This is a genomic window from Plantactinospora sp. A48 (assembly GCF_055793945.1).
In genome coordinates, this window is record NZ_JBTIXF010000061.1 from 13,569 (window position 1) to 38,421 (window position 24,853).

At 69.9% G+C, this 24,853-nt stretch carries 21 protein-coding genes; 11 read left to right on the forward strand and 10 right to left on the reverse strand.

What is annotated here, in order from left to right; genetic code table 11:
- Positions 1-41 precede the first annotated feature (41 nt).
- The 8 genes from ACXN5W_RS24545 to ACXN5W_RS24580 form a co-directional block, all read right to left on the reverse strand.
- Positions 42-254 (reverse strand): hypothetical protein, encoded by a 213-nt coding sequence (locus ACXN5W_RS24545; protein WP_473160724.1) that lies wholly within the window; start codon positions 252-254, stop codon positions 42-44.
- A 296-nt stretch (positions 255-550) separates the two neighbouring features.
- A complete protein-coding gene (locus tag ACXN5W_RS24550) occupies positions 551-1,942 on the reverse strand; it encodes a nitrate/nitrite transporter (protein ID WP_473160725.1) in 1,392 nt (463 codons plus the stop codon).
- 56 nt (positions 1,943-1,998) lie between these two features.
- Positions 1,999-2,328 carry a Rieske (2Fe-2S) protein gene (locus ACXN5W_RS24555; protein WP_473160726.1) on the reverse strand — a complete coding sequence of 110 codons (330 nt, stop codon included), beginning with the start codon at positions 2,326-2,328 and terminating at the stop codon, positions 1,999-2,001.
- Entirely contained in the window at positions 2,328-4,961 is a 2,634-nt protein-coding gene (gene nirB, locus ACXN5W_RS24560) for a nitrite reductase large subunit NirB (protein WP_473160727.1), read from the reverse strand. The genes ACXN5W_RS24555 and nirB overlap by 1 nt, the downstream gene beginning before the upstream one ends.
- Positions 4,961-5,308, reverse strand: coding sequence for a molybdopterin oxidoreductase (locus tag ACXN5W_RS24565; protein WP_473160728.1), 348 nt, complete (start codon positions 5,306-5,308; stop codon positions 4,961-4,963). Before ACXN5W_RS24565 ends, nirB begins: the two co-directional genes overlap by 1 nt.
- A gap of 15 nt (positions 5,309-5,323) precedes the next feature.
- Positions 5,324-7,465, reverse strand: a complete 2,142-nt coding sequence (locus ACXN5W_RS24570) for a molybdopterin oxidoreductase family protein (protein ID WP_473160729.1) — start codon at positions 7,463-7,465, stop codon at positions 5,324-5,326.
- A gap of 199 nt (positions 7,466-7,664) precedes the next feature.
- The gene (locus ACXN5W_RS24575) at positions 7,665-8,639 is read right to left on the reverse strand and encodes an ankyrin repeat domain-containing protein (RefSeq protein ID WP_473160730.1); all 975 of its coding nucleotides are present in this window, start codon (positions 8,637-8,639) and stop codon (positions 7,665-7,667) included.
- 187 nt (positions 8,640-8,826) lie between these two features.
- Entirely contained in the window at positions 8,827-9,447 is a 621-nt protein-coding gene (locus ACXN5W_RS24580) for a TetR/AcrR family transcriptional regulator (RefSeq protein ID WP_473160731.1), read from the reverse strand.
- 63 nt (positions 9,448-9,510) lie between these two features.
- On the opposite strand from ACXN5W_RS24580, the gene ACXN5W_RS24585 reads away from it, so the two are divergent.
- The gene (locus ACXN5W_RS24585) at positions 9,511-9,942 is read left to right on the forward strand and encodes a VOC family protein (RefSeq protein WP_473160732.1); all 432 of its coding nucleotides are present in this window, start codon (positions 9,511-9,513) and stop codon (positions 9,940-9,942) included.
- Positions 9,939-10,934, forward strand: coding sequence for an aldo/keto reductase (locus ACXN5W_RS24590; protein WP_473160733.1), 996 nt, complete (start codon positions 9,939-9,941; stop codon positions 10,932-10,934). Before ACXN5W_RS24585 ends, ACXN5W_RS24590 begins: the two co-directional genes overlap by 4 nt.
- On the opposite strand, the gene ACXN5W_RS24595 is transcribed toward ACXN5W_RS24590, so the two are convergent.
- Positions 10,888-11,361, reverse strand: a complete 474-nt coding sequence (locus tag ACXN5W_RS24595; protein WP_473160734.1) for a SirB2 family protein — start codon at positions 11,359-11,361, stop codon at positions 10,888-10,890. The genes ACXN5W_RS24590 and ACXN5W_RS24595 overlap by 47 nt on opposite strands.
- 22 nt (positions 11,362-11,383) lie before the next feature.
- Positions 11,384-11,878, reverse strand: coding sequence for a hypothetical protein (locus ACXN5W_RS24600; protein ID WP_473160735.1), 495 nt, complete (start codon positions 11,876-11,878; stop codon positions 11,384-11,386).
- Positions 11,879-12,449: 571 nt separating this feature from the next.
- Between ACXN5W_RS24600 and ACXN5W_RS24605 the strand changes: the two genes are divergently transcribed.
- The 9 genes from ACXN5W_RS24605 (at position 12,450) to ACXN5W_RS24645 (ending at position 24,573) form a co-directional block, all read left to right on the forward strand.
- Positions 12,450-15,149, forward strand: a complete 2,700-nt coding sequence (locus tag ACXN5W_RS24605) for a ricin-type beta-trefoil lectin domain protein (RefSeq protein WP_473160736.1) — start codon at positions 12,450-12,452, stop codon at positions 15,147-15,149.
- A gap of 537 nt (positions 15,150-15,686) precedes the next feature.
- Complete coding sequence (locus ACXN5W_RS24610; protein WP_473160737.1) at positions 15,687-16,100, forward strand: PadR family transcriptional regulator; 414 nt, start codon at positions 15,687-15,689, stop codon at positions 16,098-16,100.
- Complete coding sequence (locus tag ACXN5W_RS24615) at positions 16,097-16,990, forward strand: permease prefix domain 1-containing protein (RefSeq protein ID WP_473160738.1); 894 nt, start codon at positions 16,097-16,099, stop codon at positions 16,988-16,990. Before ACXN5W_RS24610 ends, ACXN5W_RS24615 begins: the two co-directional genes overlap by 4 nt.
- A gap of 87 nt (positions 16,991-17,077) precedes the next feature.
- Positions 17,078-18,082, forward strand: coding sequence for an ATP-binding cassette domain-containing protein (locus ACXN5W_RS24620; protein ID WP_473160739.1), 1,005 nt, complete (start codon positions 17,078-17,080; stop codon positions 18,080-18,082).
- Positions 18,079-18,855 carry an ABC transporter permease gene (locus ACXN5W_RS24625; RefSeq protein ID WP_473160740.1) on the forward strand — a complete coding sequence of 259 codons (777 nt, stop codon included), beginning with the start codon at positions 18,079-18,081 and terminating at the stop codon, positions 18,853-18,855. Before ACXN5W_RS24620 ends, ACXN5W_RS24625 begins: the two co-directional genes overlap by 4 nt.
- A gap of 279 nt (positions 18,856-19,134) precedes the next feature.
- Positions 19,135-21,591, forward strand: a complete 2,457-nt coding sequence (locus ACXN5W_RS24630) for a ricin-type beta-trefoil lectin domain protein (RefSeq protein WP_473160741.1) — start codon at positions 19,135-19,137, stop codon at positions 21,589-21,591.
- Between the two features lie 202 nt (positions 21,592-21,793).
- Complete coding sequence (locus ACXN5W_RS24635) at positions 21,794-22,960, forward strand: LLM class flavin-dependent oxidoreductase (RefSeq protein ID WP_473160742.1); 1,167 nt, start codon at positions 21,794-21,796, stop codon at positions 22,958-22,960.
- 50 nt (positions 22,961-23,010) lie between these two features.
- On the forward strand, positions 23,011-23,580 hold the full coding sequence (locus ACXN5W_RS24640) for an NADPH-dependent FMN reductase (RefSeq protein ID WP_473160743.1): 570 nt from the start codon (positions 23,011-23,013) through the stop codon (positions 23,578-23,580).
- A 24-nt stretch (positions 23,581-23,604) separates the two neighbouring features.
- Entirely contained in the window at positions 23,605-24,573 is a 969-nt protein-coding gene (locus tag ACXN5W_RS24645) for an aliphatic sulfonate ABC transporter substrate-binding protein (protein ID WP_473160744.1), read from the forward strand.
- The last annotated feature ends 280 nt before the right edge of the window (positions 24,574-24,853 follow it).

The following is a 24,853-nucleotide window of genomic DNA, read 5'->3' on the forward strand; positions in this document are numbered from 1 at the left end:
GGGCGGTGGGCCCGTCCCGGCCCACCGCCCCAGGCCCTACCTCAGCAGGTGCCGTACGACGTGGTCACCGGGGTCGGGCAGCTGCCGTTGCACTGCACGACCCCGTACGTGGTCCGGTAGAGACGGCCGTTGTGGCAGGTGTAGGTCGGTGAGCCGCAGCTCTGTCCGTGCTCGGGCACGCAGGCGCCGGCCACCTCGGTACGCAGGACGCGGGCCAGGAGGCGGTCGGCCGCCTTGGCGACGAAGTTGGTCATGTCAGCTCCCCTCAGCTGTTTCGGGTGGCAACGCACCTGTGCGTGCCCTGCCGCTCGGCAGGACGGGTCTCGTCCGGCAGAGGGATGTAATCACGAAGATTGTCGATCCGTCTGTCAGGAAGCCGTCGATCTGCGCCGGAGTGTGTTCTCTTGTCGATGGGTGCCGCCGCGGGTACGGGGGCAGCCGTTCGTGGCGGCGAACTGGAGAATCACCTCCTCCAACAACGCCCGCATCATGCCGTTCACCGCCTCGATCCGTCCGGCCGATGGCGATTCGACAGCCTGCCGGGTCGACGTCAGACACCCTCGAGTCGACGTGATGACGGGCGCAGGTACACGAACCAGGTGATGACGAAGCAGATCGCGTAGAAACCGATGAAGGCGATGTAGGCCGCATCCGCGGTCTTGTAGGTCAGGAAGGACTGCCGGAAGGCGAGATTGACGAGGACTCCGCCGAACGCACCGATGGCACCGGCGACGCCGATGAGCGCGCCGGAGAGGCGCCGCGCCTCGTGCTCCGCCGCCCGGTCGTGCGGGTCGGCCGCGCCGTCGGGGGTCAGGTGCACGCCGTACCTGGCCCGGAAGATCGCCGGGATCATCTTGTACGTCGAGCCGTTGCCGATGCCGCTGAACACGAAGAGTGCGATGAAGCCGACCAGGTACAACGGCAGTGAGCGCTGCTCGGAGGCGAGCAACACGATCGACGCGCCGACCGCCATCGCCACGAAATTGACGAAGGTGACCCGGGCCCCGCCGAGCCGGTCGGCCAGGAGACCGCCCACCGGCCGGATGAGCGAGCCGAGCAGCGGCCCGAGGAACGTCAGGTACGCGGCCTTCACGGGGGTGCCGAAGGTGTCGGCGAACTGGACCTGGAGCACCTGGCCAAAGGCGAACCCGAAGCCGATGAACGACCCGAAGGTGCCGATGTAGAGCAGGGACATGATCCAGGTGTGCGGTTCGCGGGTGACGTCGCGCATCGCCCGTTTCTCGTTGCGGGCGTGGCTGAGGTTGTCCATGAACAGCGCGGAGCCGAGTGCGGCCAGCACGATCGCCGGGAGGTAGATGCCGGCGACGGTTCCGGGACTGCCCGCCCCCAGGACGGCCAGCACGAAGAGGCCGACGAGCTGGACCGCGGCGACGCCGAGGTTGCCGCCGCCGGCGTTGATGCCGAGCGCCCAGCCCTTGAGCCGGTCGGGGTAGAACGCGTTGATGTTCGCCATCGAGGAGGCGAAGTTCCCACCGCCGACACCGGCCAGCGCGGCGATGAGCACCAGCGTCGAATACGAGACGCCGGGCCGGATCAGGAAGGCGCCCAGCAGGCTCGGGATCAGCAGTAGCGACGCGCTGACGATCGTCCAGTTGCGGCCGCCGAACCGGGCCACCGCAAAGGTGTACGGGATCCGCAGTACCGATCCGACCAGTGCGGGAACCGCGGTGAGCAGGAACTTCCCCGCGGGGTCGATGCCGTACTGCGGACCGAGGAAGAGCACCAGCACCGACCACATCGTCCAGACGGAGAAGCCGATGTGTTCCGAGAAGATGGAAAAGATCAGGTTGCGCCGGGCGATGCGGGATCCCCGGCGTTCCCAGAAGGTCGGGTCCTCGGGCCGCCAGTCGTCGATCCAGTGGCCGCGAAGGGTCAGGGTTGGCCGGTCCTGCTCGATGCTGTCGGGCACGGTCGTGGTCAAGGGTCCTCCCAGTTGTCAGTCATCCGTCGATCCGGTAATTCGGCCGGCTCGCCCCATCAGGCGGCCGGCAGGCCCACCACGAGCCGTCCGTCGGCGTCGGCACGGACCGGGTACACGACGAGCGGGGCCTGTCCGGTGGTCGAACGGCCGGTCGCCAGCTCGAAGGTGTTCTGGTGCAGGGGGCAGACCACGACCTTCATGTCCACCAGGCCGTCCGCGATCGGCCCGCCGGCGTGCGGGCAGACCGCCGACACCGCCCGCAGGCTCCCGTCGCGCAGCCGGAAGACGGCGATCATGTCGTTACCCACGGCGTAGGCACGCCCCTCTCCGAGGGGAATCTCGTCGACCGGTCCGAGCCGGTGTTCCACGGCGACGGGCTCGGCCATCACGGCCGCCTCTCGGCCGCCGGGCCGGCACCGTTCCCGGGGTGGCCGGTGCCGCCGGGCCCGGTGCCGGCCGAACCGTCCGGCGCCGGGCTCCGCTGCGGCGCGGCGAAGCCGATCGACGGCACCGCCGACCCTGGCGCGGAGACCGGCACGCCTTCGCGGACCGGCACCTGAGGCAGAACCACCAACGGCAGGGAGGGCCGGAACTGCCCAGGGGTGACCGGTGCGCGCCGCTCCAACCACGGGTCCCGGTACGCCGCCACCGAGGCCTCCATGGCGGCGTCCAGCCGCTCGGCGATGCCCTCGCTGTCATCGACGACGACCGCCCGAATGTGGTCGATGCCGAGCCGGGGCACCCACGCGTACGTGCGTTCCAGCCAGTTGGCGCTTTCCCGGTAGTACTGCAGGAACCGGCCGGTCAGCGTGATCACCTCGTCGGGCGAGTCGACGACGGCGAGCAGGTCACCCTTGCGGACGTGGGCACCGGCGGCCCCGCCGACGTATATCTCCCAGCGGCCGCCGTCGATCGCCACGACACCGAGGTCCTTGACGTACGCCTCGGCGCAGTTGCGGGGGCAGCCGGTGACGGCGAGCTTCATCTTGCCGGGGCCCTCGATGGCCTTGAAACGGTCCTCGATGGCGATCCCGAGAGCGGTGGAGTCGCCGACGCCGAAGCGGCAGAAGTCGGAGCCGACGCAGGTCTTCACCGTGCGGAAGCTCTTGCCGTAGGCGTACCCGGACGGCATGTCGAGGTCCGCCCAGACCTTCGGCAGGTCTTCCTTGCGGATGCCGAGCAGGTCGATGCGCTGACCACCGGTGATCTTGACCAGTGGTACGGAGTACTTCTCGGCCACCTCCGCGATGCGCTTGAGCTGGGCCGGCGTGGTCACCCCACCCTTGATCTGGGGGACCACCGAGAAGGTGCCGTCGCGCTGGATGTTGGCGTGCACCCGGTCGTTGATGAATCGGGCGCCGCGTTCGTCGACATACTCGTCGCCCCACATCATCCGCAACAGCGACGCCAGGCCCATCTTGCTCCTGGCGTCCTCCTCGCCGCCGGGCACGAGGGTGGCGAACACCGCGGAGACGGATTTCAGGCCACGCTCGCGGATGACCGCCATCAGCTCCGCCTTGGGCATCGGTACGCCGGGGACGTACCAGCTGGCGGCCGGATCCTCCTCGACCTCGCCGCCGGCGGCCCACTCGACGATCTGGGCGACCAGGCCCTTGCACGACCCGCAGCCCTTGCCGGCCCGGGTGGCGTCCATGGCGCCGGTGAGCGTCTTCACCCCGCCCTGCACGGTGTCGACCAGCGTCCGCTTGGTGACGCCGTTGCAGTTGCACACCTGCACGTCGTCGCCGAGTTCCGCGGCGCTGACGTCGGCCGGTGGCGCGCCGAGGTCGAACATCAGCTCGACCCGTTCCTGCGGCAGGGCGAACCCACGGTCGAAGGCCTGCATGAGGAACGCGACCTTCCGCACGTCGCCGACGAGAGTCGCGCCGACGAGCCGGTCGTCGCGGATGATGATGCTCTTGTAGACACCCTTGCGCGGCTCGGCGAAAACGATCGTCTCGTCGTCGTCGCGCTCCGGCTCCTTGAGGCCCATCGAGGCGACGTCGACACCCGCCACCTTGAGCTTCGTGGCCACCCGAGAGCCGTGGTACGCCGCCTTCGGGTTCGTCCCGGTGATGTGGTCGGCGAGCACCCGAGCCTGTTCCCACAGCGGAGCCACCAGGCCGTACACCTCGCCGCGGTGCTGGGCGCACTCACCGACCGAGTAGATGTCGGACTCGTCCTGCACGCGCATCTGGTCGTCGACGACGATGCCCCGCTCCACCGGCAGCCCGCTGGCCGCGGCCATCTCGGCGTTCGCCCGGATGCCGGCGGCCACGACGACGACGTCGCAGGCGATGCTCCGGCCGTCCTTGAGCTTGACCCCGGTCACGGCGTGCTTGCCGAGCACCTCGGTGGTGTGCGCGCCGAGGACGACCTCGATGCCGAGCTGCTCGACGCTGCGCCGCAGGATCGCGCCCGCCTGAGCGTCCAGCTGGGCGTTCATCAGGTGGCCGGCGGCGTGCACCAGGGTCACGTGGGGCAGGTGATTCTGCAGCCCGCGGGCGGCCTCCAGGCCGAGCAGGCCGCCGCCGATCACCACCGCGCGCTCGTGCTCGCGGGCGTACCGGATCATGTTGCGGGTGTCGTCGATCGTGCGGAACGCGAACACGCCCTGGTGGTAGCCGCGTCCGGGGCGGTGGAGGCCGGGAATCGGCGGGACGAACACCCGGCTGCCGGTGGCGATGATCAGCTTGTCGTAGGGCGTCTCGGTGCCGTCATCCGCGTAGACCCGCCGGGCGAAGCGGTCGATCCGGGTGACCCGGGTGCCGGCGTGCAGGGTGATGCCGTTTTCGGCGTACCAGGACATGTCGTTGAGGAAGATGCCCGTCTCGTCGTCGACCCCGGAGAGCACGTTGGAGAGCAGGATGCGGTTGTAGTTGCCGTACGGCTCCTCGCCGAACATCGTGATGGCGAACTGTTCGTCTCCACCGCGTTCGAGGATCTCCTCCACCGTGCGGGCGCCGGCCATCCCGTTGCCCACCACGACGAGACGCCTGCGCTGACCGACGGCGTCCATCAGACCTCGACCAGCCCCAGGTCGACGATCACGGTGCCGGACACCCCGGCGGGCGCCGCCACGTGGACCTCGATACCGGTGCCGGAATCGAGATCCTCGACCACCCGCAGCGGTACGTGGACGTCGGACTTGGCCCCGATCGGGAAGTACCGCATCGGCTGGCCGTCGCGCACGAGCAGGACACAGATCAGCTCGTCACTGGCATTGCCGCCCCGGAAGTAGACCGGCTGTGCCACGACGCCGTCCGGCACCACGTAGCTGAGCGTGCCGTCGACGAGGCCGGGCCGGTCGAGACCCTTGCCCTCGAAGTTGTAGACCCCTTGCAGGAAGCGGGGAGTGGTGTGCACGGCGGTCTCCCTTGATCATTGGGACACTGGATTGGATGGTCCGGTGGTCAGCAGGTCGGTGTCGTCCGGGCCGCCCGCGCGCACGATCGACACCGCGCAGGCCTTGAAGGCGGGCATCCGGGAATGGCGGTCCAGCGCCGGGTCGGTCAGCGCGTTCGCGGCGGAACTGCCACCCCAGTGGAACGGGGCGAAGATGGTGTCGCGGCGGATGCCGTCGGTGAGGCGCGCCCGGAAGAACGCCCGCCCGCGTCGGCTGCGCAGTTCCACCACGTCGTTGTCGGCGATGCCGTGCCGGCGGGCGAGGTCCGGGTGCAGCTCCGCCCGGGCGTCGGGCAACGCCATGGTCAGGGCGCCGACCCGGCGGGTCTGGTTGCCGCTCTGGTACTGCTGCATGTTGCGCCCGGTGGTCAGCACGTACGGGTAGTCGACGTCGGGCAGCTCCGCCGGATCGCGGTGCTCCACCCGGAAGAACTTCGCCCGCCCGTCGGCGGTCGGAAAGCGGTCGGTGAACAGTCGCGGCGTACCCGGGTGGTCCTCGCTCGGGCACGGCCAGAAGACCCCCTGCTCGGCCTCGATGCGCTCGTAGGTGATTCCGGCATAGTCGGCGATCCCGCCGGCGCTGGCCCGGCGCAACTCGTCGAAGACGAGGCGCGGGTCGTCGTCGAAGTAGCGACCACGGCCGAGCCGGTTCGCGAGGTCGGCGAGCATCCGGAGATCGGAGCGGACCCCGGACGGCGGCGGCAGGGCCCGCCTACGGCGGATGACGCGCCCCTCCAGATTGGTCATCGTGCCCTCCTCCTCCGCCCACTGCGTCGTGGGCAGCACCACGTCGGCCACGGCGGCGGTCTCGGAGAGGAAGAAGTCGGAGACGACGAGCAGGTCCAGCGCCCGCAGCCGGTCCATCACCCGGTTGGTGTGCGGCGCCGACACCGCGATGTTGCTGGCGAGCACGAGCAGCACGCGTACGCCGTCGTCGGTCCCGAGCCGGTCGAGCATCTCCCAGGCCGACCGGCCCGGCCGGGGCAGTTCGTCCGGGTCGACGCCCCAGACGGCCGCGACGTGGGCGCGCGCCGCGGGATCGTCCAACCGCCGGTACCCGGGCAGCTGGTCGGCCTTCTGCCCGTGCTCGCGGCCACCCTGCCCGTTGCCCTGCCCGGTGATCGTGCCGTAGCCGGAGAAGGGTCGCCCGGGCAGGCCCAGGGCGAGGGCCAGATTGAGGTACGCCTGCGCCGTGTCGGTGCCGTTGCTGTGCTGCTCGGCGCCACGGGCGGTGAGCACCATCGCCGACGGCGCGCTCGCCAGCAACCGTACGGTCTCCCGCAGGTCCCGCTCCGGCACGCCGGTCATCCGCTCCACCCGGTCCGGCCAGTACGCCGCCACGGTCACCCGGACCGCGTCGAAGCCGCTGGTGCGGTCGCGCACGTACTCCTCGTCGACCAGACCCTCGCGGATCGCGATGTGCAGCAGCCCGTTCGCCAGCGCGAGGTCCGTGCCCGGCAGCGGCTGCAGGTGAAGGTGCGCTCCCCCCGCGGTGGTCGTACGGCGGGGGTCGACGACGATGTGCCGCGCGCCGGCGGCCCGTCCGGCGTCGAAGTACTGCATGGACGGCGGCATCGCGTCAGCGGGATTCGCCCCGACCAGCAGCACGGCCTGCGCCTGGGCGATGTCGGCGAGGGGGAACGGCAGGCCACGGTCGATCCCGAGGGAGCGGTTCGAAGCGGTCGCCGCGGACGACATGCAGAACCGGCCGTTGTAGTCGATCGACGCCGACCGGAGCGCCACCCGGACGAACTTGCCCAGCGAGTACGCCTTCTCGTTGGTCAGCCCGCCGCCGCCGAAGGCCCCGACGCTGTCGGGGCCGTACCGGTGCTGGCTGGTCCGGATGGCGTCGGTGACGCGGTCGAGGGCCTCGTCCCAGTCCGCCGGTCGCAACGGGCTGGTGCGGTCGGCGGGATCCTTGCGGACAAGCGGGCTCAGCAGCCGGTCACCGTGGTCGAGAAGGTCGGCAGCCGTCCATCCCTTGGCACACAGACCGCCCCTGTTGACCGGGAATTCGTTGGGTGCCAGCAGGGGCGGCCCGTTGCCGGTCGTCAGGGACATCCCGCACTGCAGGGCGCAGTATGGGCAGTGGGTATCGGTGGTGGACGATGCACTCACCCGTTGATGCTGGCCCGGCGCTGTTTCAGGTCCGTGCCAGGGCGGTTACGCTCCTCGGGTCCGGATGACTCGACCTGCCGTGCCTGACCATGGCGAGCAGCAACTCGGGGATCGGCTCCGCACCCCGGGACCACTCGGACCGCACCCGTGGACCATCGGCGGCTGCCGTCAGTCGGTCTGCGCCCATCGGCGGCTGCCGTCAGTCCGTCTGCGCCCAGTAGTCGCGGCTGGGCAGCCGGACCCAACGATCCGGGGTGTTGCCGAACGGGCGGGCGTCGGTGAGTCGCAGTCCGGCGTAGCCGCAGCAGTATGCGACGGCCTCGTGCCGGTAGAGGAAGGTGCGCAGGATCTCGTCGGCGGAGTCGTCGACGCTGGACCATCCGCCACCGGGGTGCAGGTCCCAGCCCTCGCAGGCGCCGTCGCGGAAGACGCTGCCCTGGTCGCCGCTCTTCGGGTTCGCGTACATGCTGTAGCAGACCGTGCCGGCCGACAGCAGCCGGGACACCACCGGGGTCGACGCCCCGTACGCCCACGGCTGGCTGACCACGCAGCCCCCCGGCACGTCGGTGACACCGACCGTCAGCAGAGCGGCGTCGTCCAGCGGGTCATCCTCGAAGTCCTCGACCATCGACTCCGGGTCGTCGCGTTCGATGACCGTCGCCGCGAGTCGGCGTACCGCCTCGGCCGCGTCGACGCCGGCGACGCAGGACAGGCTCAGACCGTCGGGGTCAAGGTCACCGAGCAGGTCGACGAGCCGGTGTCCCTCCGCCGCCACGGCGGCCTCGGCCGGCGACAGTTCCTGGCCGTGGGGCGCGCCGGGGAAGAGGACCGGGGCCCGCCCGGCCAGGTCCAACCGGCCGGGTGACCAACCGGCCATCATCGGCCGCCACGGGTCCGCGCCGGCCGCCGCGAGCACGCGGGCGTTGTCCGGCTTCCCGGCCTGGACGGCGACCCACAACGCGGTACGGCCGTCGTACTCGGTGTCGACGTCGTCGACCACGGCCGACAGTTCGGCGACGACCTCGGCGGATCCCCACGCCGCGGCCGCGTGCAGGGGCGGCTCGGCGCCCCGGATCCGGCTGTTCGGGTCGGCGCCGGCGGCGAGCAGCGCCCGCACCCCGGACAGGTCCGACCAGGTGCTCCAGCCCACGCGGTCCCATCCACCGTCGTCCACCACGCCCGACCCTCCCCGTACCGCTATGCCGGTGACCCGCCGAGGGTAGCGACAGCCACCGACACCGTCCGGCCCGTCACCCGGAGCGTGGCGCCGAAGCCCTCAACAACGACCGCTGCCGCCGTTTGCCGGCGTTCGGTCGTGGCGGGAACCAGCAGAGGCGCGGTTCGTCGCGGAAGGCCGGGTGTCAGTCGTAGAGGGCCGACACCCACAGATGGGTCAACGTGTCGACAAGTACGGTCCGATCGTCGAAGGGTGGCACTCCGCACGCGGCCAGGTAGTAGAGCCGCTCACCGGTCCAGGTCAGCGATGCGGCGAGCGCGGGAACGTCGACACCGTCGAGCCGGGCCGCGACGGCGGGGTCGGCCTGCCGATCGGCCTCGATCCGGGTGACCGCGGCGTCGGTGAACGTCGCCATCTGGTTCAGCCACAGCTCGCGCAGCTGCGGGTCGGACGCCCAGCTCTCCACGATGGCGCGCAGCACCGCCGCGTTGGACAGCCACAGGCCGGCGCCCGCGTCGACACCGGCCCGCAGCGCCTCCTGAGGGCTGGTGGACCTGCCCTGCACCCACGGCTGCGCGGCCTCGTGGCCGGCGCCGACCGCCCGGCGCACCAGTTCGGCGAGCACCGCCTGTTTGCCGGCGAAGTAGAAGTAGAAGCTCGCTCGGGAGACCCCGGCCGCGGTGATGATCTCGGCCACGCTGAGTGTGTCGAAGGTGCGCTCACCCAGCAGCTCGCGAAGTGCGTCGAGGATGCGTTCGCGCAGGCCGATGTTGCCCTGCTGGGGTTCATCGCGTCGAGCCGTCACACCGCACAGGATACCGGACAAGGCAACTGGACCGAATGACCAGACACGATGTATGGTCCGGGAATGACGCAGATCGCCGTCCACCTCGTGGTGGACGATCCCGACACCGCAGCCGCCTGGTACACCGAGGTTTTCGGCGCTCAGGAGACCAGCCGCCTTCCGTTGCCCGACGGCCGTCCGCTCACGGTGGAACTGCGCGTGGGTGACACCGTGCTCGCCCTGGCGGGTGAATGGCCGGACCGTGGCCTTCGTACGCCGGCGGCGCTGGGCGGCAGCCCGGCCGCACTGCATCTGCCGGTGCCGGACGTCGATGCCACCTATGCGCGCGCCGTCGGCGCCGGGGCCACCGCGTTCGAGTCGCCGCACGACGCGTTCTGGGGGGACCGCACCGCGCAGTTCCTCGACCCGTCCGGGCACCGCTGGGCGATCAACCGGCACCTGCGCGACGTCCCCGCGGCCGAGCTGGCCGAGCACGTGGCGGCGATGAACGGATGAGATACACGACGTTCGGGCGCACCGGTCTGCGGGTGTCGGAGCTGGTGCTCGGTGCCATGACCTTCGGTGAGCAGGGTGGCGTCGGCGCCCCGATCGAGGAGTGTCGACGCATCCTCGACGCCTACGCCGAGGCCGGCGGAAACGTCGTCGACACCGCCATCAACTACCGCGGCGGCGCCAGCGAGGAGATCCTCGGTGAGCTGCTGGAAGGGCGGCGCGACCGGTTCGTCGTGGCCACGAAGTACACGGTGACCCGTGACCCGGCCGACCCCAACGGCGGCGGCAACCATCGCAAGAATCTCCGGCTGTCCCTGGAGACCAGCCTGCGCCGGTTGCGCACCGACCACATCGACATCTACTGGGTACACATCTGGGACCGGCACACCCCGATCGACGAGACCATGCGGGCGCTCGACGACGCGGTCACCGCCGGAAAGGTGCTCTATCTGGGCGTGTCGGACACCCCGGCCTGGGCCGTCTCCCGCGCGAACACCCTGGCCGAATGGCGTGGCTGGACGCCGTTCGCCGGCCTCCAGGTGCCGTACAGCCTGATCAACCGTGACGCGGAGCGGGAACTGATACCGACGGCCGAGGCGTACGGTCTCACCGTCACGGCATGGAGCCCGCTCGGCGGGGGGGTGCTGTCCGGCAAGTACAACGCCAGCCCACCGGCTGGAACGAGCCGCCTGAGTCCGGACGCGATAAGCGACCGGGACCTCGGGGTGGCCCGGGTCGTGCAGGAGGTGGCCGACGAGTTGGGCGTCACCCCGGCTCAGGTCGCGCTCGCCTGGACCCGCCAGCGCGACGGCGTGCTACCGATCATCGGCGCCCGGACCCTCGACCAGCTACGAGACAACCTGGGCTGCACGGCGGTCACGCTGCCGCCGCAGCAGGTGACGCGCCTGGAAACGGCAACCGGTTTCAGCCTCGGCTTCCCGGCCGACTTCATCGCCCAGACCACACCCTGGGTGCTCGGTAGCGCGGCGCTCTGACCCACGACACCGCACAACCAGCCGGGGAGACGTCGGAGTCCAGGGCTGGTGGAGCATGGCTACGGAACGGCGGGCCTCGCCACCCGAGGGCTCGTCCACCCCGGTCGGCGCACCAGCCCGACGACGAGCAGAACGAGCGACAGCAGCGGCATCGGGTGGCCGATCCTTCGCGGAGGGATCCGGCCAGCGCCGGGGACAGCAGGAAGATGCCGAGGTAGAGCTGGACGAGGGTGATGAGGAACTTGGCGAGCACCCACCAGTGTCGGAAGAACCCCCATGGCGTCGCGGCGGCCAACATGATCCCGGTGAACGCCGACGCATCCGCCATCGGTCCGAGCAGGCGCCCGTCAAGCAGGTGAGCCATGGAGGTGGCCGCGTCCCGGGTGGTGGACGGGTCATCGGTCGCCAGCCCCGCCGAGAGCAGCATCCGGAAGAACCCGTAAGGAGGATCAGGGGTATCCGCAGAACGGGGCCTTCTCGTGAATGCCGAGATCCTCGCAGTCGTATCCGCTGCCCTCGCTGTGGAACCGCCAGCCTGTGCCGGTCTGGTAATGGAACAGGAAGATGCCGTCACCGCGGTCCGGACCCGGCGTCGGGTAGGCCGTGGCCCAATCCTTCCAACACCTCACGCCAGCCGGATCGAAGTGCCGCCCCTTCGGCAATTCGACGAGTTTTTCGAGATCTTTCGCCGAGGGGCACCCGGGTCGCTCGGTCGCCCGGGCCGGTGCCTTCGCGGCATTGGCGCGTGAAGTGGCCGGAACGGCGGTTGGAACGGCGGTTGGAACGGCGGTTGGAACGGCGGTTGGAACGGCCAAAGTGGGATCCGGTGCGGCTGAGGTGGGATCCGGTGAGGGTGGCGCCGTGGATTGTGGAGTGGAGGTGCAGCCGGCGAGCCCGAACAGGATCATGGAAACGGAGAGCGGCAGACGGCGACGTACGGACATTTCAGATCCCCCGATTCGTGGCGGTTATCGGTTACCTCCAGCAACACGCGCTGGATGTGCCGCTGGTTGCCGCCGAACGCGGAAAATCCCCGACAGTCATCGACACGACACCCGACGGCCGGCGCTCCCCGGCTGCGGGGCGTCAGTGGGGGTTGTGGCCGGGCGCCGACAGGCCGGTCCGGCGCGCGGCAACCGTCCTGCCGGGCGATCCGTGCCGGGCCATCGACGATCGGCGAGCGCTCGCGCTCGGGTGGCCGGGCGTTGCCGGCGGGCCCCAGACGTCGGCGTTCTGGGTGGTCGGTGACGGCGCTTCGTCCGGTCCGACCACATATATACATAGACGACATCCGATCACCTGTTGCCTCTGTCGCATCCTGCGCCTACCCTCCAAGGCAGACTTTCGGGACTTTTGGCGAAGGGGTGTGCCGAGTGACGGTCGCAACCACTGCCGTCAATGGCGTTGCTGGGTTCTGTCTCTCCCTCGATGTGACTGATGGCCTTGTCTGTGCCCATGACCTTCCTTGTCGCCCGATGAATATCCCGGGTCGAAGGCGATTGAGAGGAACAATTAATGAAGTCGACGGTGTCCACCGTTCGAAGGTCGTTGCTGACGGCCGCGGTGCTCATCTCTGCCGCACTTCCGGTCATGCTTGACGACCAGCTGCCAGCTGCGGCGGCAACCCAGGAAACATATTACGTGGCCCCGGACGGTAACGACGCCAATCCGGGAACCATGCAATCCCCGTTCAGGACGGTCCAACACGCGCGGGACGTCGTTCGTACCGTGAATTCGAACATGACGGGCGACATCAACGTCTATCTCCGTGGTGGAACCTACCCGGTGAGCAGCACGATCGAGTTCGGGCCGAGCGACTCCGGCACCAACGGTTACCGGGTCGTCTATGCCGCCTACCCGAATGAGACGCCGATCCTCGAAGGCGGAACCCAGGTAACCGGGTGGACCCAGCACAGCGGCAACATCTGGAAGGCGCCCCTCGACCGGGCCAACAAGCTGCGCACGCTCTACGTCAATGACAAGCGGGCGTACATGGCTTCGAAGACGATCAACTCGGCGGGGTGCTACGGGACGTACAACATCACGGCCGGACAGGCCGACTGGGCCTGGGAATCGGGCTCGCAGTGCGCTGGTGCCAAATACAGCCTGAGCGACTTCCCCTCGATCGCCCGCAACCAGGACGACATCGAGATCGAGACGGCGACGACCTGGACCACGGCCATCGTGGGAGTCCGCCAGGTGACCACGAGTTCCGACGGCGCGAACCGGGTGGCCATGTTCCAGCAGCCCGGTGCGGCCATCGCCCAGGGCGCGTACAACGGCAACGCCCAGGTGGGTGGCTCGCACAAAGTCATGAACGCCTACGAGTTCCTGGACACGCCGGGTGAGTTCTACTTCGACAAGAGCAGCCAGACGTTGTACTACTACAAGAGCAACACCGAGGACATGTCGACCGCCTCGGTGTACGCGCCGAACAACGTGACCACGCTGCTGCGGGTCGCCGGCACCTCGACGAGCAACCACGCCCGTAACATCACGTTCTCGGGTCTCACCGTGCAGCACTCCGACTGGAACCTGGTCAACGTCGCCGGCTCCATCCTGAAGCAGGCACAACAGGGCAATCTGAGCGCCTTCGCGTACGCGAAAGGCAACTTCCACGTCTACTACTACCGCAACGTCGACGTCACGCCCGGCATCATCTACCTGCAGAACGCGGACGGGATCCTCCTGCAGCGCAACCGGGTCCAGCACACCGGCGCCGACGGGATCAACATGATCAACGACGTGCAGAACACGCAGTTGATCGGGAACTTCACCAACGACATCGCCGGATCGGCCATCACCGTCGGCCATCCCCAGCACGTCTACATCGGGGACTACACGTCGACCAACCGGGAGAAGTTCCCCACGCAGGTCGAGGGGCTGCCGAAGAACATCGACATCAAGAACAACTACATCTACGACAGTGCGGTCCTGTTCAACGGCCAGAGCCCCATCTCGGCGTACTTCGCCGACACGCTCACCATCCAGCACAACCGGATCGAGAAGGCTCCGTGGGCGGGTATCACCCTCGGTTGGGGCTGGTGGAACTTCGACGGATCATCGGGTTCGATCGCGCCGAACCGGCCCACCACGACGGCGCGAAACAACAACATCAGCTACAACCACATCATCGACACGGTGCAGCGCCTCGGTGACACGGCTCCCATCTACACGCTGGGCAGCCAGCCGGGCACCATGATCACCAACAACTATCTGCAGGGTGTCCCGTCCGGTCACAAGTACGGGCTGCACCCGGACGAGGGTTCGGCGTACATCACGTTCCGCGACAACGTCCTGAGCGTGGACAAGAACGTCACCTGGCTCATCAACTCCGACGACTTCGGCCGCAAGCACGATCTGAGCATCACGCAGACGTACGGGCCGATCAACAAGGTCTCCAACAAGAACCTGCCGAACAGCACGATCCAGGACATCCTCGTCTCCTCCGACTACGTCTGGCCGGCGGCGGCCTACAACATCGCCGCGAACTCCGGGCTGGAGGATTCGTTCCGGGACATCATTCCGGCGAGCAACCTGTCGAAGCCGAACTACGTCCTACCGGCCAGCACCTTCGTCACCAGCGGGACGGCGTCGGTTCCGATCCGGAGCACCGGCGACGCGACCAGCACGGTCTGGCTGGCTCCCCTCGGCACGACCACCTTCGTCGCCGGCCCGACGATGACCAGCGCGAGTGGCACCGCCACCTCCATCGCCGTGCCGACGACACAGGGCGACTACCGGCTCTACGTCGTCGACGCGCAGGGAAACCGCTCGGCCGAGTCGACCTCGCTCGTCCGGCAGCAGAGCGGCGGCAACCCTCAGCAGGGCGGGCAGCTCGTGGGTGGCCAGTCGGGCCGCTGTATCGACGTGCCTAACTCGACGACCACGAACGGCACCCAGGTGCAGATCTGGGACTGCTCCAGTGGCACGAACCAGCGCTGGACCTACACCGCCAGCAAGCAACTGACCGTCTACGGCAACAAGTGCCTGGATGCCAACGGGGCTGGCACGACCAACGGCACCACGGTCATCATCTGGGACTGCCATGGCGGCCTCAACCAGCAGTGGAACGTGAACTCCAACGGCACCATCACGAACGGCCAGTCCGGACTGTGCATCGATGCCAACGGCGCCGGTACCGCCAACGGCACGAAGATCATCCTTTGGTCGTGCAACGGTGGCGCGAACCAGCGGTGGACCCTGCGCGGCTGATTGACCACACCCGCCGGGCCGTCCGCATCGTCGGGCGGCCCGGCGCGGCGTGTGATGGACCTCCGCCAGGTTGGTGCGGCGTGCACAAGCCTTCACCGGGCCACCGAACCATCTCCCGGTGCCCGCTCACCGAAAGTGAGCGCCGGTTGGCCCTCGCCCCGGTGCCTCCGCCCCGCTTTGCAATGCTTCCCTCCAGGCAACAGGCACCGTGCGTAACCGACGGTCCGATCCGAAGGAACCCGGCAATCGGCATCACCGCAGCCCAGCCTTGGTGTCGCCGGGAGGGAAGCATTGCAAAGCGGGGAGCGGGCGGTGGGCGAGCCCTGCCGGGGGACTACCGAGTGTCAGGGATGTGATGTCCGCCGGCATCGTGACTCACGGTGTTGTCGGCGAGCTGCCGGTGCCGCCGTACCGACCCGGCAAACCGTCCTGGACAGCGCACCGGCCCGCCATCGAGGGCCGGCGGCCTGACTGTCGGTCGTCTCGCTGGCCATGGCCACTATCACGCCAACTACTGTATCTGTTACAGTACTAGCCATGGTTGATAACGCGCCGGGCGGTGCCTCGTCGAGCGGGGATGTCCTCGCCGCCGACCTGCTGCGTGGGCACACCGACACGATCGTGCTGGGGGTGCTGCGCGGCGGGGACAGCTACGGCTTCGAGATCTTCAAGCGGATCCGGGACGCGACCGGCGGGCGATATGAGATCAAGGAAGCGACCCTCTACGCGACGTACCGCCGGTTGACCAAGGACGGCCTGATCGAGGCCTACTGGGGCGACGAGAGCCAGGGGGGACGCCGCAAGTACTACCGCATCACCGACGCCGGCCGTGCCGTCTACCGCCGCAACGTCGCGGCGTGGACGGCCACCCGTGACGTCATCGACTCACTGCTCGGCCTGGACGCAGGCACCGGGTCCACGGACCCGGCATCCGGAAGGCGGTCATCGTGACCATCCCCAACGACAGCGCGGGCGGCATGCACGTGCATCGCCTGCTCGACGAGGCGTTCGCCGGCATCGAGATGACCCAGGACCGGCGGGACCTCAAGGAGGAGGTACGGGCCAATCTGGTCGCCCGGACGGCCGAGCTGGCGGCCACCGGGGTGGTGCCGGAGACGGCTGCCCGGCAGGCGGTCGAGGAGCTGGGCGACGTACGCGACATCCTCGACGGCTTCCCGGCCGAACCGGAGCGGACGAGCCCCGGCTGGACGCCCCCACGGGTACGGCCCAACCCGGCCTTCACCGTCCGTACGGTCGTGTTGTCGGCCGTGGTCGTGGCCGGGCTGGCGGTGCTCGCGCTGGCCGCCACGCTGCTCGACATCCCGTTCGGCGGCCAGGTCGTCGCGGTCGTCGCCCTCGCGCTGGCGGCCGGTGCGGTCACCGCCGACGCGCTGCGGCAGGAGACGACCAGCAACCATCCGATGCCGACCGGCCGCGCCCTCGGGTACGGCCTCGGCGCGCTCCTCGCGGTGGCCGGGCTCGGTGCCGGCTGGCTCTACCTGCGTGAACGGGACCTGCCCTGGGCCGTCGCCGGCGGGCTCGGCATCGTCGCGTCGGCCGCACTGCTGGCCTGGCTCGGCGCCACCCAGACCAACCGGCACAAGGAGTGGGTGTTGCGGATGCAGGCGTCCCACGCCCAGGTGGGGAACCGGTTCACCGAGGACCCGGCCGCCGCCGCGCGCTTCGGCCTGTACGTGTTGAGCACCTGGTTGCTGGCCATCGCCGCGTTCGTGGCGTTGACCCTGACGGTTGGCTGGGCCTGGTCCTGGCTCGCCGTGGTCGCCGGGTTCGTGACCATGATGCTCATGATCGCCAGGATGCTGTTCTCCTCAGGCGATTGACCGGGGTCTGTGCTCGCCTCCGCCACACCCCGGCTCCTTCCACCCTCACCGGCTGGCCACCCGGCTGGCCCTCCAGAAGGAGTACGCATGTCCGCAGCGGACCGCGCCATCGAAGCGGTCGACCTCGTCAAGACGTACGGCAGAGGCAACCGGAAGGTCCGGGCGCTGGACGGGGTCACCTTCTCGGCCCGTCCCGGCATCGTCTTCGCGGTGCTCGGCCCGAACGGCGCCGGCAAGTCGACCACCGTCCGGATCCTCACCACCCTCTCCACCCCCGACGCCGGCCAGGCCCGGGTCGCCGGCGTCGACGTGCGGCGGCACCCGGACCGGGTCCGCCGGCTCATCGGGTACGTGTCGCAGAAGCCGGCCTTCGACCCGATCGGCACCGGACTGGAGAATCTGGTCCTGCACGGGCGTATCCACGGCGCGTCCGCCACCTCGGCCCGGCAGCGGGCCGAGGAACTGCTGGAGCGCTTCGACCTCGCTCCGGCCGCCCGCCGCCCGGCCGGCACCTGGTCGGGCGGGATGCAACGCAAGCTCGACCTCGCGATGGGGCTGATGCACCGGCCCCGGGTGCTGTTCCTCGACGAACCCACCACCGGCCTGGACCCGCAGGCCCGGCTCGACCTGTGGGCGGAGATCGCCGGGCTGGCCCGGCGGGACGGCCTGACCGTGCTGCTCACCACGCACTACCTGGAGGAGGCCGACCAGCTCGCGGCCGAGCTGGTGATCGTCGACGCCGGCCGGGTCGTCGCCGCCGGCACCCCCGAACAACTCAAGAACGACCTCGACGGGGACACCGTCCGGCTGCGGCTGGCGGATGGGACGCAGGCCGGGCGGGCTCGCCAGGCGGTCGCCGCGCTGCCCGCCGTCGCCGAGGTGGACACCGACGGGGCCGAGCTATGGGCGAGGGTCGCCAACGGAGCCGTCGTGCTGCCCGCCGTCCTGGCGGCGCTGAACACCGCCACCGTCGAGCTGACCGCGGTCAGCGTCGCCCGTCCCTCGCTCGACGACGTGTACCTGCGTCATGCCGGCCGCAGCTTCTCCGACGCCCACCAGGCCGGCGCCGTACGGGCGGGGGTGCGGGCATGACCACCACGCTCACCCACACCGGGCTGCTGTCGGCCCGGTCCCTGCGTACGCTGTCCCGCCAACCGATGTACCTGCTGTTCAACCTGGTGCAGCCGATGGTGTGGCTGCTGCTGTTCGGCCAGCTCTTCCGGCGGGTCGCCGTGCTACCCGGCTTCGGTGACGGCTCCTATGTGGCCTACCTGACCCCGGGCGTGGTGGTGATGACCGCGATGATGTCCGCCGGCTGGAGCGGCGTCTCGATCATCCAGGACATGGAACGGGGGGTGCTGGACCGCGCGCTCACCTCCCCGGTACGGCGGGGCGCGCTGGTCGGTGGCGCGCTGGCGTACCAGACGATCGTCACCGTCGTACAGTCGCTGATCGTGTTCGGCGCCGGGCTGGCGGCCGGTGCCCGCTACCCCGGCCGGGCCCGCGGGGTGCTGGTCGTGCTGGTCTGTTCGGTGCTGCTCGCGATGGCCTTCACCGCACTGTCCGACGCGGTCGCGTTGCTGGTACGCCAGCAGGAGGCGCTGATCGCCGTGGCGCAGTTCCTGGTTCTCCCGCTGACCTTCCTCTCCTCGGTCATGATGGCCCCGGCCCTGATGCCCGGCTGGGTGGCCCGGGTGGCCAGGTTCAACCCGGTGGACTGGGCCGCGGTGGCCAGTCGGGAGGCGCTGCGGGCCGATCCGGACTGGGGGCTGGTGCTCGACCGGGCCGGGCTGCTGCTGGGCCTGGCGGTCGTGATGGGCTTCCTGGTCGCCCGGGCGTACCGGAGCTACCAACGGGCCAGCTGACCTCGTCCCACCCCGCCGACCGGACCGGTCGGTGGGGTGGGACATCGGATCTTTCCCGGGGTCCGGGCGCCGCCCGATGTCGACGACGGTGGATCTGCTCGATGGTGGTGGTGGCTCTCCGGGCGTTGACCAGTACGGCCGGCGATGCCTAACATATGACGTCTCTATATATAGGAGATCATCAACGTAATCATGATGTGACGCACTGATCGCCACGTGCGAGCGGTCGGCTCGCGGCTCGGGGCTTTCGGGCGGGTACGTCGAAGGAGGGCGAATCGGATGTTTGCCAGAGTGCGCCACCCGCGGATCCGCGGCGGGGATCGGACCGGCCGTCAGCTGTGGCGGACCGCGTCGCGGCCGCGCCGGGTCGCGGTGTCGCTGGCCTGCACCGTGGTGGCGGCCGCCAGTGTGCTGATCGGGTCCGTCTCCCCGGCGGAGGCGGCGACCGCGATCACCATCAACGGCAGCTCTGGCGGCCGGGCGCTCGACGGCATCGGCGCGGTCAGCGGTGGCGGCGGTAACAGCCGGCTGCTGATCGACTATCCGGAACCGCAGCGCAGCGACATCCTGGACTACCTGTTCAAGCCCGGGTACGGCGCCGCGATGCAGCTGATGAAGGTGGAGATCGGCGGAGACACCAACTCGACCTCCGGGGCGGAACCCAGCCACGAGCACACCCGGGGCAGTGTGAACTGCAACCGTGGCTACGAGTGGTGGCTGATGGAGCAGGCCAAGGCGCGCAACCCCAACATCCAACTGGCGGGCCTGGCGTGGGGCGCTCCGGGCTGGATCGGCAACGGCAACTTCTGGTCCCAGGACTCGATCGACTACCTCGTGGCCTGGCTGGACTGTGCCGGTACGCACAACCTGACCATCAACTACCTCGGTGGCTGGAACGAGAAGGGCTACAACTCCGGCTGGTACAAGAACCTGCGCTCGGCGCTCAACTCCCACGGCTACAGCAGCATCAAGATCGTGGCCTCGGACGACTTCGGCTGGGGTGCCGCCGACGAGTCGCTGCGGGACCCGGCGTTCGCCAACGCCGTGCAGGTGTTCGGCAGCCACTACGTCTGCGGCTACCGCAGCGCGCAGAGCAGCTGCCCCAGCTCCAACAACGCGATCTCGACGGGCAAGCCGCTGTGGGCCAGTGAGAACGGGTCCGACGACTACAACGGCGGGGCGCAGGCGCTCGCCCGGGGCATCAACCGGGACTACATCGACGGCAAGATGACCGGCTACATCAACTGGCCCGTCATCGCCGCCATCACCCCGAACATCCCGTGGGCGACCACCGGCGTGGCGGTGGCGCAGCAGCCGTGGTCCGGTAACTACTCCATCGGCAAGAACGCCTGGGTGATGGGGCAGACCACCCAGTTCACCGCCCCCGGCTGGCGCTACCTCGACTCGTCGAGCGGCTACATCGGCGGGAACCGCAACAACGGCAGCTACGTCTCGCTCAAGTCGCCGAACAACAGCGACTACAGCACCATCATCGAGACGATGGACGCCGGCGGGGCGCAGACCCTCGACTTCACCGTCGCGGGCGGGCTGTCCACCGGCACCGTGCACGTCTTCTCGACGAACCTCCGGTCGAACAACAGCGCCGACTACTTCGTCCGCAACAACGACATCACCCCGAACGGCGGTCGCTTCTCGCTGACCGTCCAGCCCGGCTACGTCTACAGCTTCACCACCACGACCGGGCAGGGCAAGGGCACGGCGGCCAGCCCGGCGCAGGGCACCCTGAAGCTGCCGTACAGCGACGACTTCGACAGCTACGCCGTCGGCCGCGAGGCCAAGTACCTGATGGACCAGCAGGGGTCGTTCGAGATCGCCGCCTGCGGTGGGGGCCACACCGGAAACTGCGTACGGCAGATGTCGGACCAGAAGCCGATCTACTGGACCTCCGGGCAGGCGGAGCCGTTCACGCTGCTGGGCGATCTGAGCTGGCGCAACTACACGGTCTCCTCCGACGTCATGCTGGAGAAGTCCGGCTACGCCCAGCTCATCGGGCGCGGTAACACGTACAACCACCAGGGTCCGCAGAACGAGAACGCGTACTACTTCCGGGTCACCGACGGTGGTGCCTGGTCCATCCTGAGCAACAACACCAGCGGCAACTGGCGCACCCTGGCCAGCGGCAACGTCTCGGCACTGGGTACCGGGCGCTGGCACAACCTGTCGCTGACGCTCAACAACAGCAGTCTCACGGCGGCCATCGACGGCACCACGGTCCGTACGGTGTCGGACTCCACCTGGGTCGCCGGTCAGGTCGGGTACGGCACCGGCCAGGGGGTCACCGCCCAGTTCGACAACCTCACCATCACCCCGGTCGGTGGTTCCACGGACCCGGGCCCGACCGGCCCGATCCGGGGCGCGGGCTCCAACCGGTGCCTGGACGTCAACGGCGCCAGCCAGTCCGACGGGGCGACCGTGCAGATCTGGGACTGCAACGGCGGTGCCAACCAGCAGTGGACGGCCACCTCCAGCAACCAGCTCACCGTGTACGGCAACAAGTGCCTCGACGTGCCCAGCACCGCCAACGGCACCCGTGTCCGGATCATGAGCTGCAACGGCGGCACCAACCAGCAGTGGCGGATCAACTCCGACGGCACGATCACCGGCGTCGGTTCGGGCCTCTGCCTGGACGTCAACGGAGCGGGTACCGCCAACGGCACCGCCGTGCTGCTCTGGACCTGCAACGGCGGCAGCAACCAGCAGTGGATCCGCGGCTGACAGCCTGAGGTCCGCGCCGGAAGACCGGCGTACCGCCGAACGGCGGCCGGCAGCTCACCCGAGCTGTCGGCCGCCGTTCGCGTGTGCGCCGGGGCCGTCGAGCGCGGGTCGACCAGATGATGGGATCGGGGCGGATGGGTCTGGGATAGATACCCTATATTCCCGGTAGACTTAATCGGATAAGCGTCCGGACGAGGTACCGATGACCCTGACCTTCCACTGGTTCCTACCCACCTACGGCGACGGCCGGGACATCGTGGGCGGTGGGCACGGCGTGCCCGTGGGAACCGCCGCCGGCGCCCGGCCCGCGACGCTCGCCTACCTCGGCCAGATCGCCCGCACCGCCGAACAGCTCGGCTTCGTCGGCGCACTGACCCCGACCGGGGCCTGGTGCGAGGACGCCTGGCTGACCACCGCGATGCTGGTCGAGGTCACCGAGCGGCTGAAGTTCCTGGTCGCCTTCCGGCCCGGGATGGTCGCGCCCACCCTCGCCGCGCAGATGGCCGCCACGTTCCAGCGGCACTCGGCGGGACGGCTGCTGCTCAACGTGGTCACCGGCGGGGAGAGCCATGAGCAGCGCGCGTACGGCGACTTCCTCGACAAGGACACCCGGTACGCGCGTACCGACGAGTTCCTGCACATCGTGCGGGCCCTCTGGCGCGGTGAGACCGTCGACTTCACCGGCGCGCACCTGCGGGTGGAGGGCGCCCGGCTGTCCCGGGTCCCCGACCCGACCCCGGCCGTCTACTTCGGTGGCTCGTCACCGGCCGCCGGCGGGGTCGCGGCCCGGCACTCCGACGTGTACCTCACCTGGGGAGAGCCGCCGGGGGCGGTGTCCCGGAAGATCGCCTGGATCAACGGACTCGCGGCGGAGGCCGGCCGCACGGTGCGGCACGGCATCCGGCTGCACGTCATCAGCCGGGACACCGCCGAACAGGCATGGGTGCAGGCCCGGCGGCTGCTCGACGGCATCGACCCGGCCGCCATCGCCGAGGTGCAGGCCGGGCTGGCGCGCAGCGAGTCCGAGGGCCAGCGGCGGATGCTGGCCCTGCACGGCGGGCGGCGGGACGACCTGGAGATCGCCCCCAACCTGTGGGCCGGCTACGGGTTGGTCCGTGGGGGCGCCGGCACGGCCCTGGTCGGCAGTCACACGGAGGTCGCCGACCGCATCGAGGAGTATCACCGGCTCGGCATCACCGAGTTTGTCCTGTCCGGCCACCCGCACGTCGAGGAGGCGTACTGGTTCGGTGAGGGCGTCCTGCCGGTCCTGCGGGCCCGGGGGCTGTGGAGCCATCCGGCCGCCGTCGGGGACCCGCCGCCGGTCGGCATTCCGTTCGCCTCGGCACCGGTCCCCGTCGCGGCGCCCTGACCATCCGCCCCGAGCGTCCGGACCGACCACATCGACCAGCAGGGAGAATCATGAGCACACCCACCGTCGAGGTCGTCGAGCTGATCGGCAACCCCCGAGCGGGCTCGCGTACCCGGGCCCTCGCCGACGCGGTCGTCGCGGAACTGTCCGGTCGGCTCGGGTCGACCGGCGGTGCGCTGGGCCGACCCACGGTGCTGGAACTGGCCGAACTGGTCGGGGTGTCGTTCGGGCCCGGGCCCGCCCAACCGATCGCCCCGGTGGCCGACCCGTTCGCGCCGGTACGGGCGGCCGGGCTGCTGGTGGTGGCCACACCGGCGTACAAGGGCAGTTACACCGGCCTGCTGAAGATCTTCCTCGACCGGTTCGGGCCGGGGGAGCTGTCCGGCACGGTCGCGCTGCCGGTGGCGGTCGCCGCGTCACCGGCCCACACCGAAGCCACGGCCACGGCCCTGCGGCTGCTGCTCGCCGAGCTGGGCGCCGACCTGCCGGTGCCACCGCTGGCCGTCCTGGAGTCCCGGCTCGCCGCACCGGCGGAGGTCGTCGCCGAGTGGGCCGACGAACACGCCGAGCGGCTCGCCGAAGCGCTGTTCCGCCGACCGGTACCCGCAGAGATCAACTGAGCGATCGAGTCAAGGAGCACAACCATGCGTACCCGCGGCCCCCTCCAGCGGTTCGGCGCCGCCCTCGCCTGCCTGGCCACCACGGTCGCCCTCGGCGCCGTGGTCGGCTGCGGGAACGGGACGTCCGACGCCGCCGCCAGCGACGGCCCGCTGCGGGTCGGATACCAGCGCTACGGCAGCGAGAGCCTGCTCAAGGCCCGCGGCACCGGCGGGGACGTGAAGTGGTCACTGTTCGAGAGCGGCCCCGCGCTGACCGAGGCGCTCAAGGCTGGCGCCATCGACATCGGTGAGACGGGGGAGGCGCCGCCGGTCTTCGCGGCGGCTGCGAAGACCGAATTCAAGATCGTCGCCACCTCGGCGCCGGTGCCCGGCGGTGAGGCCGTGCTCGTACGCGAAAGCAGCGGCTTCACCAGCTTCGCCGACCTCAGGGGCCGGACGATCGCGTTGAACAAGGGCTCCAACGTCAACTGGCTGCTGGTCCGGCTGCTCGCGGCCAACCACCTGCGGCCGACCGACGTCAACGTCAGGTACCTCAAACCGGCCGAGGGGCGGGCGGCGTTCGACAACGGTCAGGTCGACGCCTGGATCATCTGGGACCCCTACTTCGCCCTCGCCGAACGCCCGGGGGTCAAGGTCCTGGTCGACGCGACCGGGCTGGCCAGCAACCGGGAATACCTCCTGGCCTCGCCGGCGGCGCTCCGGACCAGGAGCGACAAGATCCAGCGGTTCCTCGGCGCGCTGCGCCAGACCACCGAGTGGGGGATCGCCAACCCCGACGAGCGGGCCCGGGTCCTGGCTCCGGAACTGAAGATCGACGAAGCCGTCGCCAAGCGGTCCCTGGCCCGCAGCGCCAAGCCGCTCGCACCGGTGACCCCGGACGTCGGCACGGAACTGCAGGGCATCGCCGACGGATTCGCCGACCTCGACCTGATTCCCAGCCGGCCGGACATGACGGCGCTGATCGATGACCGCTACGCCGAGGTGCTCCGGTGACGGCCACACCGGTCACCCCCGACACCGGCCCGGTCACCCCCGACACCGGCCCGGTCACCTCCGACACCGACCCGGTCACCTCCGACACCGGCCCGGCCACCGACACCGGCGCGACGGGCGACGCCGCGACCGGCACCGGTGCCGCGAGCGGTAGCGCCAACGGCGCCGGCACCGCGCGGGGCCCGGCCACCGACACCGGCGCGGTGCGCGGCACCGCGACCGGCGGACCGGGGGGGGGGGGGGGGGGGGGGGGGGAAAGAGGAGTGGGACTATAGGGCCA

Excerpts from the sequence above, each read along its gene's own strand:
- ACXN5W_RS24635 (WP_473160742.1), top strand. The coding sequence starts at position 21,794 with ATGACCCTGACCTTCCACTGGTTCCTACCCACCTACGGCGACGGCCGG.
- ACXN5W_RS24590 (WP_473160733.1), top strand. The coding sequence starts at position 9,939 with ATGAGATACACGACGTTCGGGCGCACCGGTCTGCGGGTGTCGGAGCTG.
- ACXN5W_RS24640 (WP_473160743.1), top strand. The coding sequence starts at position 23,011 with ATGAGCACACCCACCGTCGAGGTCGTCGAGCTGATCGGCAACCCCCGA.
- nirB (WP_473160727.1), bottom strand. The coding sequence starts at position 4,961 with ATGGACGCCGTCGGTCAGCGCAGGCGTCTCGTCGTGGTGGGCAACGGG.
- ACXN5W_RS24610 (WP_473160737.1), top strand. The coding sequence starts at position 15,687 with ATGGTTGATAACGCGCCGGGCGGTGCCTCGTCGAGCGGGGATGTCCTC.
- ACXN5W_RS24645 (WP_473160744.1), top strand. The coding sequence starts at position 23,605 with ATGCGTACCCGCGGCCCCCTCCAGCGGTTCGGCGCCGCCCTCGCCTGC.
- ACXN5W_RS24595 (WP_473160734.1), bottom strand. The coding sequence starts at position 11,361 with ATGCTGCTCTCGGCGGGGCTGGCGACCGATGACCCGTCCACCACCCGG.
- ACXN5W_RS24620 (WP_473160739.1), top strand. The coding sequence starts at position 17,078 with ATGTCCGCAGCGGACCGCGCCATCGAAGCGGTCGACCTCGTCAAGACG.
- ACXN5W_RS24625 (WP_473160740.1), top strand. The coding sequence starts at position 18,079 with ATGACCACCACGCTCACCCACACCGGGCTGCTGTCGGCCCGGTCCCTG.
- ACXN5W_RS24605 (WP_473160736.1), top strand. The coding sequence starts at position 12,450 with ATGAAGTCGACGGTGTCCACCGTTCGAAGGTCGTTGCTGACGGCCGCG.
- ACXN5W_RS24555 (WP_473160726.1), bottom strand. The coding sequence starts at position 2,328 with ATGGCCGAGCCCGTCGCCGTGGAACACCGGCTCGGACCGGTCGACGAG.
- ACXN5W_RS24630 (WP_473160741.1), top strand. The coding sequence starts at position 19,135 with ATGTTTGCCAGAGTGCGCCACCCGCGGATCCGCGGCGGGGATCGGACC.
- ACXN5W_RS24545 (WP_473160724.1), bottom strand. The coding sequence starts at position 254 with ATGACCAACTTCGTCGCCAAGGCGGCCGACCGCCTCCTGGCCCGCGTC.
- ACXN5W_RS24585 (WP_473160732.1), top strand. The coding sequence starts at position 9,511 with ATGACGCAGATCGCCGTCCACCTCGTGGTGGACGATCCCGACACCGCA.
- ACXN5W_RS24600 (WP_473160735.1), bottom strand. The coding sequence starts at position 11,878 with ATGTCCGTACGTCGCCGTCTGCCGCTCTCCGTTTCCATGATCCTGTTC.